This is a genomic window from Rhizobium sp. CG4, assembly GCF_023701965.1.
Lineage (GTDB): Bacteria > Pseudomonadota > Alphaproteobacteria > Rhizobiales > Rhizobiaceae > Agrobacterium.
In genome coordinates, this window is record NZ_JABAEG010000007.1 from 153065 (window position 1) to 167304 (window position 14240).

Consider the following 14240-nt stretch of genomic DNA (forward strand, 5'->3'; position numbering starts at 1 on the left):
AAATCCACAACGGAAACACCGACCGACAGGAGGCAGATTCGCAGATCGATTATCCGGTACTGATAAATCGTCCCAGTTACCATCCGTTTGCAACGCTGACGGCAAGATGAGACCGCTCGCAGGTAAAAGCGTCAGAGTTAGGCTTGGTCGCACCGACAGGCCTGCCACCCAGGCCTTAGCCAGAAATCGGGTTCACGACTATCAAGGCATAGAGAGAACTGCCCACACGTTCCGGACAGCGGGCAAAAAGTTGATACGGGCTTTCACCTCCCTGAAGCGGTAACCCGTTCACGCCGAAGTTCCGGCCCGGGCCGCTATCGTACGGTGACGTACTTTTTTATTGTGTTTGAAACCGTTCGAGCAGATGCGGGTTAAGCGAGTGGTAAATTCATTCCCTCTCAGTAAGGCAACATGTCCCCCTGCTTCGGTCCCATCATTGGCAAAGACAGTACTACATTTCAGCTATGGGCTCCATTTCATGACAGAATAGGTTTAAAGCTCGACAATCGCCACTTGTACGATATGCGCCGCGCTGATGACGGCTGGTTTACAGCTGTCGTCGAAGGTGCGGGGCCCGGCACCCTCTACCAGTTTATTTTGCCCGACGGGATCGCTGTACCCGACCCCGCGTCACGCCACCAGCCGAACGACGTTCATGGACCAAGCGAAGTCGTTGATCTTAGCGCCTATGCATGGAAGCGACAGAAGTGGACCGGTCGTCGGTGGGAAGAGATGGTTCTCTATGAGCTTCACGTTGGGACCTATACAAAAGAAGGAACGTTCAATGCGGTGATCGAACGGCTTGATCACCTCAAGCATCTTGGCGTGACCGCTCTCCAGATCATGCCCATCGCTGATTTTCCTGGCGGTTACAACTGGGGATACGACGGCGTTTTACCCTATGCCCCCGACAGCAGTTACGGACGGCCGCAGGATCTCATGGCGCTGGTTGATGCCGCCCATGAGCGCGGCATCTGTGTTTTCCTCGATGTCGTTTACAATCACTTCGGGTCTGACGGCAATTACATTCCACTTTATGCACCGTTGTTCTCGCAGCGTCACAAAACGACGTGGGGAAACGGCCTCAATTACGACGGCGCCGACAGTGGCATGGTCAGGAAGTTCATCGTTGAAAACGCGTTGTACTGGATCAGAGAGTACAATGTCGACGGCCTGAGACTGGACGCGGTGCACGCGATAATCGACGACTCTCAAGAGCACCTTCTGGTGGAAATCGCAAGACGTGTTCGAGAAGCAGTGACCGACCGGCATGTGCATCTCATCGTTGAAAACGAAAACAACGACAGCGCGTTGCTGGAGCGCGACCATGACGGCCATGTTCTCCACTACACCGCTCAGTGGAACGACGACCTCCACCATGTCCTTCACGTCGCGGCCACTCATGAAACCTTCGGATATTACGGGGACTACCCTGCTGGTCAAAATGGTCTTGGAAGAGCGCTCGCGGAAGGGTTTGTGTTCCAGGGAGAGATCATGCCCTATCGGGGCGAGGCGCGCGGCAAGCCAACTGCCGACCTGCCGCCGAGCGCATTTGTCTCGTTCATCCAAAACCATGATCAGATCGGAAACCGCGCCTTTGGCGATCGGATGATCACCTATACCGATCCGCAGGCCCTCAAAGCCATCACGGCGATATACCTTCTTCTACCACAGATACCGATGTTATTCATGGGGGAAGAATGGGGAGCGTCCACCCCGTTTCCGTTCTTTTGCGATCTCGACGAAGACCTGAACGATATCGTACGCGAGGGCCGACGCAAGGAGCTTTCACCTCTTCCCGGCTTCGAGGGCGAGGACATCCCAGATCCGACAGCGTTGTCGACGTTTCTCTCGGGAAAACTGGATTGGGCAGGTCTTCGAGGTGACCCTGCTGTCCAGTGGCTGGCATTTTATCAGTCCTTGTTGATGACCCGGCGACAGTGGATCATTCCTCTTCTCGATCAGGGCATCGAGGGAGTTGGAACAACGCACCAGGAGGGCACAACAGTGGTCGTTGAATGGAAGCTGGCGCGTGAAGCGAAGCTCCGTTTGATGGCAAACCTTTCACCAGCTCCCGGCGCGTTCGTCCCAAGGAGCGATAAGGCAGAGACGATTTTCTCCCTTGGTGGCGTTGCAAATGAGCAGCTGCCGCCATGGGGTATTCTATGGAGGATAGAGCATCCATGACAGCAATGGTTCCAACAGCAACCTATCGCCTGCAGTTTCGCAATGGCATGACGTTCGCGCGAGCAAGCGCCCTTGTTCCGTATTTAAAGCAGCTGGGTATCAGCCATCTATACGCTTCTCCCGTCTTCACGGCTGTACCGGGCTCCACCCACGGCTACGACATCATCGATCCGAACGAAATTGATCCGACTCTGGGGGGACGCAAGGGTTTTGACGGTATGGTCGACGTGCTCAAAAAGCACGATATCGGGTTGATCCTCGATATCGTTCCCAATCACATGGCTGCGTCCATGGAAAACGAGTGGTGGCGTGACGTGGTCAAATTTGGTCGGGAGAGCAAATATGCGCGATTTTTCGATGTTGACTGGTCCCGGCCGATCACGCTTCCGTTTCTGTCCGATACGTTTGAAAAAGTCCTCGAAAGTGGTGACCTTACTGTCAAACTGCATCCTGAGACGGCACAGCCCTCGATAGAATATCTCGGTACGTTTTACCCTCTCAATCCTTCGTCCTATGCAGGCGACGACATCTGTATCTCTCCCGACAAGAACCGGCTGCGTCAACTGCATGAGCAACAGCCGTATCGATTGACGTCATGGCGCGATGCGTCGAGCATCCTGTCATATCGGCGATTTTTTGAGGTAACCGGCTTGATCGGAATGCGGGTTGAGGACGAAGCTGTCTTTGAGACAACCCATCGGTTGATCCTGGAGCTCGTGGAAAATGGCGCCGTAGATGGCTTGCGCGTAGACCATGTCGACGGGCTATCGGATCCGTCGGGCTATCTTGGACGACTTGGGGAAAAAACTGGGCCGGACTGCTACATCATTATTGAGAAAATTCTCGCAACGGGTGAGCAGATCCCGCAGACGTGGCCCGTGTCCGGCACGACCGGCTACGAGTTCATCGAAACCATTTCCAATGTCTTTGTGCCTTCTGATAAAGCTGACTTGATGTACTCATCCTGTGATGAGGTTGCAGACCATGTATCGGATGCGACCAATGAGCTCGAACTGGCTCGATTACAAATGATTGACGTCAACTTCGAGGGCGAGACAGGCACTCTTTGCGATCTCGCGCAAAACATCAGTATCCGTCAGTCTCGCGGGTTTTCGTCGGAAACGATTAAGGATGCGATAAGGGCCGTTCTTCTCCACTTTCCGGTGTACCGGACATACGGCACTGATCAGGGCTTTGCGTCTCAGGACCTCGAAATACTCGACCTCGTACTGGCCCGTGCCAGATCCATGCCAAACGCGCCGACATCGGATGCTTTGACATTCATCGAGCAGATCCTTTTGACAAAGCTTGGCACGCCCCCGGACCCGGACGCGTCTGAATTCCGCAGACGCCTCCAGCAGCTGACCGGCCCCCTGATGGCCAAGGCGGTTGAAGACACATTGTTTTACCGGCGCAACGCCATTCTTGCCCTCAATGAGGTGGGTGGCGAGCCTCTAGCCAGAACCTTTTCGCTACACCGCTTTCATGCCGACATGCAAAAGCGCCTTGTGCGACAACCGGATGGACTTTCTGGTACATCAACCCATGACACGAAACGCGGCGAGGATGCCCGAGCCAGGCTATATTCCCTTCTTGAGGCACCCGAGACCTGGAAAAGCGCCGTTCAGAGATGGCAGGTGACCAATCAGGAGCATGTCCGGTTCCTGCCAGACGGGCCTGCCCCTGAACCGGCCGTAGAATGGATGTTGTATCAGGCACTCGCCGGTGTGTGGCCAGCGGATTTGCAGCCAGAGGACAAAGTTGGGCTTCAGGGACTTAACGAGCGGTTTTCCGGTTATGTGGAAAAGGCCCTGAGAGAAGCAAAGTTACGGACGAATTGGGGCCAGGTGAACAAGCCCTACGAGGACGCTGTCTTGTCCTATGCGAAAAATCTGCTGTCCGTCGACAACCAGTCGTTTTTGAGGGATTTCGTGGCAACAGTTACACCCTTTGTCCGGGCGGGTCTCGTCAATTCATTGACGCAGGTCGCGATCAAGCTGACCGCGCCTGGAATTCCCGACATCTATCAGGGATGCGAAAGTCTCGACTTCAGCCTGGTTGATCCGGATAACCGCCGTCAGCCCGACTTTGAAGCGCTCCAGCACGCGCTATTGTCCGGTCAGCGCATTGATGTCAGTGACGACCAGAACTGGAAAAGCGGCCTGGTCAAGCAGTTTGTGACCCGCACCTTACTCGCAATAAGACAGCACGCGCCCGGACTCTTCAAAGCTGGGCAATATATCCCGCTGCAGATAACCGGTGAGAATCGGGACGACTATGTCGCCTTTGCTCGCGCGGACAACACCAACGTGATCATTATCATAGCGCCCCGGCTGGTGCTTGAAAAAGTCGGCCGCGGACCGTTCGCGAACTCATCCTGTAAAAAAGGCACCTGCACCGTCAGATTGCCGGAAGAACTGTCAAACAGGCATTATCGAAATATCTGGAGCGGCAACCCGGTCGAAGTCGATGAACGTCTCGACATCGTGTGTATCGATGGCATGCCTTTGATTGCTCTTTGGGCGGGAAGCGAATTGCCTCAGCAGGCCTAAAGAGAGTGGCGAACGCGGGTGAAGCCTGCTTGAGTCGTTTGTCCATTCGGACTGACGGCCACCACCCCAGACGCCGCCCGCGCCAAATACCGCCTTATGGACCGCCTATCGAGTTCAGGCGGTCTGATCAGCAATTTCCTCGCACTCAGCGGCTTTGTTGAACTGTTTTACGGATCGCAGGAGGCCGCGAATGATCAGGCGGACTTTTTCAAAAAAACAAAAGCAGACAACGCCTGAGCTCGAGAGAGCCTTGCGAGCTCAACAGAAGCCACCAGCAAGACTGATGTGGAAGTAGCAGGATCACCCGGTATCGGTCAGCTTTCATTGAAGGTTCCGCTTAGCCCCCGGTCGTGATCTCTCGCCATCGTCGCAGCCAGTATTGACCCCGCTTACCCCGGGAGATGCACCGTCTTGCAGAAACAGAGCCCGGGCTCTCATCCTGTTCACACTTTGGTATCGGCTAGGACCGCGATTGCTAGAGCTTTCCGGTGGACAGGTCGCGCCCTGAAATGTCGGCCGGAACTCTGACCTCCTGCACGTCATCCTTTAACGGCAACGATACATTGTCTGGCACAGACACGACCGGTTGGTCGCTCTTCTGCGAATGCGCGGAACCTCGAGACGTCTGCTTTGTATGGTGTTCATCTGTCTTTCTTGGCGTGTCCTGGTCGGATCCTTCCTCTATGGACTTTTCTGCCAGGAGCTCGCTTGGATAGACACCTTTGATCAAGCCGCCCTGCATGACAGCCCATCCGTTTTCGTGCGGTCTGATACTATAGCCGACATTGCTCATGACCACGCTCCTCCCTTTTAAGCATCCCCAACCTTGAATACTGGAAACGGTTCCATCGAACGGCCCCTTTGCAAGGGTCCGTTTAGGATGACGGAGGGGATGAACCGTTAAACAGTGCCTCTGGACACTACAAAAAGTGATGCAGTTGATTGTCTCTGCGGAACACTCTGAGCTTGTCGCAGTTAGGACTTTTTTGGAGGAATGACGTGATGATGGTTATCGACACCACTTTTAAACCGGTCTGGCCGGTTCCAGTTCGTATTAAAACAGCAACGGGTTCCAGCGCGCAAGTGAGAGGACCGGAAGATGCGCTGCAGTGTCTGGCCCACAGTTGGCCTGCTAAACAGGGAACCGAGTTTGAGTCAGCGTGGCTGAGTTGCATGAGGATGTTGAAAAGACAGGCACGTTGCGATGATGCGCGCGAAGCATTTGTAACCGCCGCGCTCAAAGCAAACGTACTGGTGCTGTGACAGCCACGGATATAGCTCACGCCGAACCGCGGCTGGGCAATGGTTGTAACTTATTTTGAGATTTCGCCTGGCCTGTTGACTGTCAGGGGAAGCGGAGCACTCCATCATCGAACTAATCACGTCGACCCGCGACCAGCGCCGACAGCTTGTAAGACATGGGATCATATATGTCTTGAGGAAATGCAGTTAGAGATCGCCTTTCCATTATCGGTCGCCGACATGGATACACGACGCAACTGCCATTGTGTAAGGCGAAACGAAAATTTCCGGACGGACAAGACGCGCAAGCCGTGCAAACACGTGTCACCAATCTCCATGGTCAACGATCGCGGCCCAAACGGATCCCGGCCAGTGTCGTTCATCTTGTCTCAATGGACTGCATTCCGGTCGTTGAAATCCGCATCTTGGCCATCAGCCGACGAAACGCTTGGACTTTTCATGCGCACAATGAAACAAGTTTTGAAAATGGGGCACGCCCGGCTGCTTACCAACCGGGCACCCGTCTGTTAACACGGCTTTAAATTTCAGCCCGCACGACCGGCTGGACTGCCTCCTTGCTGACCAGCGAGGCTTTTAGCTTTCGGCCACCCGTTACCCCTTTGGACACGTTTTTCGACTTCGCGCGCATCAGTTTCACGTCAGCACCATCAACCGATGCGCGGGTTCTGGCACGGCGCTCGTATTCCGCCGCGGCCTGTTGCCAGTGCTGGACATCCTTGCCGTGTGCTTGCCCATCTAGTTCCCAAAGAGCATAGGCTCGGGCGCTAATCCAGTCATTTTTGGCGTCAGTCATTGTGTTCAACCTATTCGGATAAAGAGAAAACCGGTGATGCGATTTGGACTGCTGTTTTAGAACAGCGTACCTAACCACCCGTCCCGGAAAATGTTCCCGCTCCCGACGCATTATTTTCGATATTCGTTAGCGATTGCGTGATTTGTGAACTGAGACGTATGAACCCGCATACAGAAGATCCTTTTCCGCCCTCGGGGTCTTGCTGTTGCCCTTGGATCTTTCAGGGTTGGTAAAGTCCCGCATACTGGGGCAAGCAACTGAATATCCCATCAAAACAGGCCGTTATGACATGATATACGATTGCTGAAACCGCGTCATGCCATGGCCGACTTTCGGAAAACGCGACAAGAGTCCCCTTTTGCGGCCTACGGGAGAGCCTGTTTTCGTGGGCACAGACAGAGCTCGTCAAAACCAGCCATGACATCAGTCAGCCACACTTGAAATTCATTTTAGTCGAGCAGCTATCGTCACCGGTATGAATTTAGATGTTTCTAATATTATGGCGAACCATACGCGAACCAGATTCGAACATTCCGTAACAGGTTGCTGATGTACCTGTTTCGGCATAACCCCTTATTACCAAATGATAGGCTGGTGCCTTATCACTTGCGACTGAACTCGAATGATCGCGGGTACCGTCGCAACGGGCGGAACACTCAAAGCCAGTTTTCCGGCGAGACCTTTGTGCTGAGACGCGAGTATTTCCAACGCGGTCAGCGACGTCAGCAACTCACGAAGTTCCGGTTCCACCACCAAAGCGGCAGCTTCCGAGGACCGGAACCAGGCTTTCCTGCGTTGACCGGTTTCATGAAATTGCGTCGACTCTTTCGTTATGCCCCACAGCGTACAACCCAAGTACGTGCCGTGATAACGCGACCTTCCATTTTAACGCATCGACAATTTCCGACATCTCCATTGTACGATGGGCATTTCGATAAATGATCATCCGTGCCAATGGTGCAACGACTTCCGGAATGAGAGCCATGACATGAGATGGCTGCTTATGAAGCTCACTCGGGGTGTCGCGGCGCCAGATGAACCCCCGCAAGAGTACACCGCACTGAACCACCGGCCATTTCTATGGTCGGGATGTTGAGCGCAACGATGGGTGTCCGTTCTTCGATTGCCTTGCGCTGTGCTTGATCAAGTGACGCGAGAGCCGTTGTCGACATGGCGATCATCCGTCCCGATTTGCTCTGGAGCTCAAGAGCGTTCCCTGCAAATTTACCGATCTGCTCGTGTCGTAACTCGACGATGTGTCGGCCTGAGCGTTGTAACCGCATTTCAATTTCGTTGGATCGCTCGACGTCAGGAATAAGGCTCGTGCCAATCATGGCGATATCCGTGCCGATGCACATCAAAACGTTGGTGTGATAGACAGGAACCCCGTTGTTATCGAAGGCATCAAACACCATGGGCTCAAAGCCGAACTTCGTGGCAAAGCGCTCGAGAATAACCGGATCTGTACGATCTGACCTTACCGCATAGGCGACACGATCGATGTGGTCGAGCACCATGGCGCCGGTGCCTTCGAGAAACAGCCCGTCCTGTTCAAGTCCGGAATAGTCGATGACTTCCTGAACGCGGTAGGTGGATTTGAGCATCTCGATGATATCGAACCGGCGCTCCAGCCGACGGTTTTTTGCTTTCATCGGATATATGGCAATGTGTCCACCGGCATGGGTAGAAAACCAGTTATTGGGAAACGCCGAATCCGGTGTCTTTGTCCCCTCGTCTTCATACAGGTGGACAGTAACGCCGTGGCTGCGCAGCGTCTGGGCGGCCATGGTGATTTCCTGCCAGGCTTTCCCGGCGATGTCCCTTGTGTTGGTGCATTGCGCCTGAAAACTGTTGTCCTTTGCCGTCTGAGCGTTGACGGTAAAATGACGTGGTCGAACCATCACGACGGCTGCCGGTGCCTGTGGAGAATGAAACATCGGGTCACGCCTTCTGATCGATGGGATTGAATGGGTGTTGCGCATTGTCTGAGACAGAGGACAGTCCAGCCAGTTTGCAGATTGTCGCTGCGGTCTCAAAGGACTTCACGAAGGCACTGATCGGCAGAAACTCGTAGCGCGAATGAAAATTGTGGGCACCCGTGAAGAAGTTCGGTGTCGGAATGCCGCGTACCGATAATGCAGCCCCATCGGTGCCACCGCGCATGGGAATGACATTCGGTTCAATTCCGACATGTTCGAAGGCTTCAAACAGTAGGGTGGCGGCGCGCGGGTCGCTGGCCAGATGATCGCCAATATTGGCATAGGTGTCGGTGATGATGGCCTGGACAGTACCCGTGGGGTAATCGGCCTCGATCAGTTCGACAACCTCCGTGATACGGGCCTTGCGCTCTTCAAAGCGTTCCCGGTCGAAATCACGGATCATCACCTTGAGGCACGCTTTGCTGTCATTGGCATCGAGGTCCTTGAACCAGAAGTAGCCCTGCCTGCCCTCGGTATGTTCTGGCGTGTCGGCCGGATCGAAATGCGACACGAAATCCATAGCCATCAGCAGCGGATTGACCAGAACACCCTTGGCGGACATCGGATGGGCAGTGACCCCGGTAAAGATGATCTCGGCCGTTGCAGCATTGAAGTTCTCGATGACAACTTCGCCCTGCTCACAGCAATCAATGGTATAGGCGAAGTCGCAAGGGAAGCGGTTGAGGTCGAGTGCCTTGGCACCCCGCAGTCCGATTTCCTCATCGGGAACAAAGGCAATGGCGATATCACCAAGTGTCTGTTCAGTATCCAGGCGTGCCAGCAAGGTCATGATGGTGGCAATGGCCGCCTTGTTGTCGGCGCCGAGCACACTGGTACCGTCGCTGAAAATGATGTCCTCGCCCGCCCAGCGTTTGATCTCCGGGTGATCACTGACCCGCAGCCAGATGTCCTGCTCCGGATTGAGGCATAGATCGAGACCTTCGAAGCGTTTGATCTGCGGGTGAATGTCGGGAGACAGGCCGACATCGACTGTATCGAGATGGGCGATAAAGCCGATGCAGGGCGCGTCAGGATTGTTGCCCCGCCTGACTGCCGTGACGATTGCACTGTTATCAACCACAACATCGCAAAGGCCAAGTTGACGCAGTTCGTCGGCCAGTAGCCGGGCGAGGTCAAGTTGTCCCGGCGTGGACGGCAGGGTTTGTGACGCGGCATTGCTTTGGCTGGTGACAGCGACGTAGCGGAAGAACCGCGCAACGAGTTCGTCACGAATATCCGTTGCAGCCTGTGTTTCTGGTGTCATGTTATCATCCGCATTCTAGGCATTGCTGTTGACTGTCTACCGCTCAAGATCTGCTTGAGGCTGCAGGCCAGGTGCACTTTTTGAGCATCCGCCAATGACGAGAAAGGGCGAAGCGCGGTCGACAATGGCCTTTGGTCCCTTTCTCGGCTTTAGTCGTCCGCTGGTTTTTACGATCATGATGTGCGCTGCCTGGTATAACCGGAGTTGGTATGCTCTTTTGCGGCGACCACGTCGATATCCCTGGTGTCCAGCCGTAGAGAACCGATACCGTCTGACACATCAATCTCTGTTCCCAGCCGGTGCGACTGCTCCTGAAACCTTGTGAGAATACGTGTCGCCCGATCCCTGGTGGCCAGATGGGGCGCACGGCGCAACGACAGGTCGGGGTTGGACATGGCGTCTTCACCGCCAATCACCACCGGACGAAACACGATATCCGTGAGTGTATTGTCATGATCGAAAGCGCAGGACGCAATCACGCTCTCCCACACCTCCGGCGCCTGCCAGTTTGCGGTTGCCGGCACGTGGAAGATGAAGTTGCCAAGGCTGTAGAAGATCGGACGGCCGCGATAAATCTCCAGCGGCTGCAGCACTGGCGCGCCATGGCTCAAAAACATCGCAGCACCGGCATCGATGCAACGACGGGCAACTGATCCAACCCAGTCCGGCACCTGGTACCAGTCGGACGCCCAATGATGATGATGCAGATAGGCAACCACAAGTGCCCCGTCTTCGGCAGCAACGGTGATGGCCTGCAGGTTTCGTTCGAAATCGGCGATATCGATGCGGACGTTGCGGCCAAAACGACCGGCTCGTTTGAATATTGTCCGGCCGATTGCCAGTTCGTCGTGAGGGTCGACGTAAGGCGGGTCATTGGGCTGGCTGTCATTGGCAAGATCCGTCGAGGTATAACCGACCCTGTCGCGAATGGCAGTCAGCTGAGCAAAGGCAGCATCATCGACCTCAAGCAGCTGGGTGAGTTTAAGGCGATTGATGCCGGGACGGTCTGGCCGCAACAGTCCGCCATCGGCTGCATACATGATATCCGGTCCAGGCCCGCCATCCATGGCAACCATGGCAACTCGCCAGTTGCCGACGATCCCCTGCCCGGCCCGCGCCGCCTCGGCGTGATTGCGACCGGCACCTGCACGCAGGAAACCGCGTCGGTCCGCTTCTTGCAGTGTGGACAGCACACCGGATGGGCCAAGATCAAAGGCATGATTGTTGGAGAGCGCCAGCGCACCGATGCCGAGGTCATCAAGGGCATCGAGCACCGCCGGTTCACTGCACCCGAAATATGATCCTTTGAGCGGCCAGCCACCATGGCTGCCGAGGATGGTGCTTTCGAAGTTGGTGAATGACAGATCAGCCTGTCGCAGCACCTGTTTGACGGCCTCGAAACCCGGGCTCTTGATATCACGGATATCGTGTTTGATGAGGGACTGGCCGGTCACGGCCACTGTAAATCGATTGGTCATGGGTCATCACATCAGTTACTGCCAAAGATGCGGCATCGAATTCATGGAAAGGGTTTTGGGGGACAGCACTCAGAGTGCGGTCTGTTCGTTCAACGCGAAAATCGCCTTGGCCGGGCGTCGATCAGGCTGCGGGTGTATGGGTTCTGTGAGCTGGAAAACACCGCGTCACAGCTTCCCCGGTCTTCGATCCTGCCGTCCTTGAAAATCATCACCGATTGGCAAAGCTGTTGCACGACGGCCAGATCATGGGAGATGAACAGCATCGAAAGATCACGGGCTTTGACGGTGTCGCGCAAAAGCGTGATGATCTGTGCCTGAACAGAGACGTCGAGTGCCGAGGTCGGCTCGTCGGCGATGATGATACGCGGTTGGGCCAGAAGCGCCCTTGCAATACACACGCGCTGTTTCTGTCCGCCTGAGAGTTGATGCGGAAAACGGGTGAGCAACGAGACGGGTAGTCCCAACCATTCCATCATCACCTCCGCCTCGTGTTGACCTTCCCGGCCTTTGGCACCGGCCCCGAAGCGGATGGCTTCGCGCAATGTCTCTCCAATGCGCATGCGTGGATTGAGCGAGACCGCCGGATCCTGAAAAATCATCTGCACCTGACCGATGAGGCCGCTGCGATGGCCAGGCCTGGTCACATCATAGCGTTGCCCGTCCAGCGTGAGTGTCCCGGATGACGCCGTCACAAGACCGGCCAGAATACGTCCGATCGTTGACTTGCCACTACCGCTTTCGCCAACAATGCCGGTGATCTCGCCGCGTGGCAGAACGAAGGAGATGTCATCAAGGGCGGGCCGGGAACCGTCCCTGCCCCGTCTGTCGAATGACACCACGTTGGTTGGGCCAAAGGTTTTGGTGATGCCGGAGACCAGAACAATCGGGTCTCTCATTGCACTGTCGTTTTTACCGATGTCGCTTTGCTCTCTGGCGATTTGATTGTGCAATGGCGGGTCATTGGGTGTCAGCTGGAGGCGTGGCACTGCCGCCAGCAGCTCGCGCGTATAGTCTTCTCTTGGATTGTCGAGGACCCTGTCGGTTCTGTCGAACTCGACCACCTTGCCGTTGCGCATAACCAGCACATGGTCAGTGACCTCGGACACCACACCCATATCGTGGGTGACGAGGATGACCGATACACCGGTCTGGTCGACGATGCTGCGCAGAAGATGCAGGATCTGCTTTTGGACCGTGGCATCGAGTGCAGAGGTCGGTTCATCGGCGATGATGATATCGGGTGAGCCAGCCAGCGCCATGGCGATCACGGCGCGCTGTCTTTGTCCGCCCGAGAACTGATGCGGGAAGTTGCGATAACGCTCGCCCGGCTGCGGGATGCCAACCTGTTCCAGCAGGTCCAGTGACCGCTCATGTGCCTGTCGCGCAGACATCTGCGGATTATGGGCAATCACCGTCTCGAGCAGTTGCGCCCCGACCGACATCAGCGGATCCAGTGAGGCGGTATGATCCTGGAACACCGCCGAGATCTTCTGGCGCCTGTTGGCGTGATGTGAACTCTCGATGGCATCGATCGCCAACCCGTCAAGCATGATGGTTCCGGAGACCTGCTGCATGCCTGGGGCCATCAGGCCGAGAACGGCATTGCCAATGGAGGATTTGCCAGCCCCGGATTCTCCGATGATGCCCAGGATCTCCCCTCGCCCAAGGGTAAAGCTGACATCGCTGAGGATGGTGTGTGTTCCACCCGGCGATCGGTGGCGCAGGCCAAGGTTCTTGACCTCAAGCAACGGTGCTGATTGCGTTGTTCGTGCATGCGTTGACGACATATGATTGGACAGGGCTGGTGTCATCGCAGATTACTCCCGGGATCAAGGCGAAGACGGACGTGTTCACCGGTAAAATTGATGGTGGCGATCAGGCAAAACAGTGCAAGCCCCGGAAACAGGCTGATCCAATACTGGCCAGTCAGAAGATACTGGAAGCCGTTGGCAACTGCCGAACCAAGCGACGGTTTGTCCAGCGGCACACCCAGACCGAGGAATGACAGCGTGGCCTCAAGGGCCACGGCATGCCCGACTTCAATGGGGATGAGACTGATGGCCGGTGCAATGCTGTTGGGCAAAAGGTGGCGGAAAATCACCCGGCGGGTTGGCAGGCGCATCAGCCGTGCGGCGTCCATATAGGGCTTTTGTGTCTCGCTGAGTGCCACACCGCGCACCAGTCGCGCATAGGCCGCCCATTGGGCAATGACCAGCGCAAGGATGATACGGTCAACACCCGGTCCGAGCGCCACGATGGCAATCAGCGCCACCAGAATGGTCGGCAGGCTAAGCTGCAGGTCGACGATGCGCATGATGACGACATCGACCCATCCTTTAAAATACGCCGCCGTCACACCGGCCGTCAGCCCGATGATGGCGGCAAGGGCCGCACTGGAGAACGACACGACCAGGCTGATCTGCAAGCCATAGAGAATGGTACTGAAGATATCCCGGCCAAGGCCATCCGTGCCCAGCAGATAGGTAAACCCGCCACTGCCAACCGTTCCCGGTGGTGATGACGCCTCCCAGGCGTAGATCTGGAGCGGATCATAGGGGTTTTGCGGCGAGATCAGCGGAGCGGCAATGGCCGCCACGATAAACAGGCCAAGCAGCACAGTGGATAGGTGCAGATAGGCTGACAGCCAGGTTGGCAACAAGGGTCCGTGCCCCGAGCTGCTGCGCATGCCAAGTGCCCGCAAGATGAGCGGTTTCATATCATCCT

At 55.8% G+C, this 14240-nt stretch carries 10 protein-coding genes; 3 read left to right on the plus strand and 7 right to left on the minus strand.

Annotated elements, in window-relative coordinates:
- Positions 1 to 411 precede the first annotated feature (411 nt).
- Together treZ and treY are read left to right on the plus strand one after the other, a co-directional pair.
- Entirely contained in the window at positions 412 to 2187 is a 1776-nt protein-coding gene (gene treZ, locus HGO37_RS19205; protein ID WP_250984725.1) for a malto-oligosyltrehalose trehalohydrolase, read from the plus strand.
- Positions 2184 to 4739, plus strand: a complete 2556-nt coding sequence (gene treY, locus HGO37_RS19210) for a malto-oligosyltrehalose synthase (RefSeq protein ID WP_250984726.1) — start codon at positions 2184 to 2186, stop codon at positions 4737 to 4739. Before treZ ends, treY begins: the two co-directional genes overlap by 4 nt.
- Before the next feature lie 475 nt (positions 4740 to 5214).
- On the opposite strand, the gene HGO37_RS19215 is transcribed toward treY, so the two are convergent.
- Complete coding sequence (locus tag HGO37_RS19215) at positions 5215 to 5532, minus strand: hypothetical protein (RefSeq protein WP_250984727.1); 318 nt, start codon at positions 5530 to 5532, stop codon at positions 5215 to 5217.
- A 209-nt stretch (positions 5533 to 5741) separates the two neighbouring features.
- Here HGO37_RS19215 and HGO37_RS19220 point away from each other — a divergent pair, with 209 nt between their 5' ends.
- On the plus strand, positions 5742 to 6002 hold the full coding sequence (locus tag HGO37_RS19220; protein WP_250984728.1) for a DUF982 domain-containing protein: 261 nt from the start codon (positions 5742 to 5744) through the stop codon (positions 6000 to 6002).
- A 517-nt stretch (positions 6003 to 6519) separates the two neighbouring features.
- Here the strand turns inward: HGO37_RS19220 and HGO37_RS19225 are convergent.
- The 6 genes from HGO37_RS19225 to HGO37_RS19250 form a co-directional block, all read right to left on the minus strand.
- The gene (locus HGO37_RS19225; RefSeq protein WP_250984729.1) at positions 6520 to 6795 is read right to left on the minus strand and encodes a DUF2934 domain-containing protein; all 276 of its coding nucleotides are present in this window, start codon (positions 6793 to 6795) and stop codon (positions 6520 to 6522) included.
- Between the two features lie 1010 nt (positions 6796 to 7805).
- The gene (gene ctlX / locus HGO37_RS19230) at positions 7806 to 8732 is read right to left on the minus strand and encodes a citrulline utilization hydrolase CtlX (protein ID WP_250984730.1); all 927 of its coding nucleotides are present in this window, start codon (positions 8730 to 8732) and stop codon (positions 7806 to 7808) included.
- 4 nt (positions 8733 to 8736) lie between these two features.
- Positions 8737 to 10038 carry a peptidase T gene (pepT, locus tag HGO37_RS19235; RefSeq protein ID WP_250984731.1) on the minus strand — a complete coding sequence of 434 codons (1302 nt, stop codon included), beginning with the start codon at positions 10036 to 10038 and terminating at the stop codon, positions 8737 to 8739.
- Positions 10039 to 10211: 173 nt separating this feature from the next.
- Complete coding sequence (locus tag HGO37_RS19240) at positions 10212 to 11516, minus strand: CapA family protein (protein ID WP_250984732.1); 1305 nt, start codon at positions 11514 to 11516, stop codon at positions 10212 to 10214.
- Between the two features lie 89 nt (positions 11517 to 11605).
- Positions 11606 to 13327 carry a dipeptide ABC transporter ATP-binding protein gene (locus tag HGO37_RS19245; protein ID WP_250984733.1) on the minus strand — a complete coding sequence of 574 codons (1722 nt, stop codon included), beginning with the start codon at positions 13325 to 13327 and terminating at the stop codon, positions 11606 to 11608.
- A complete protein-coding gene (locus HGO37_RS19250; protein ID WP_250984734.1) occupies positions 13324 to 14232 on the minus strand; it encodes an ABC transporter permease in 909 nt (302 codons plus the stop codon). Before HGO37_RS19250 ends, HGO37_RS19245 begins: the two co-directional genes overlap by 4 nt.
- Between the last annotated feature and the right edge of the window lie 8 nt (positions 14233 to 14240).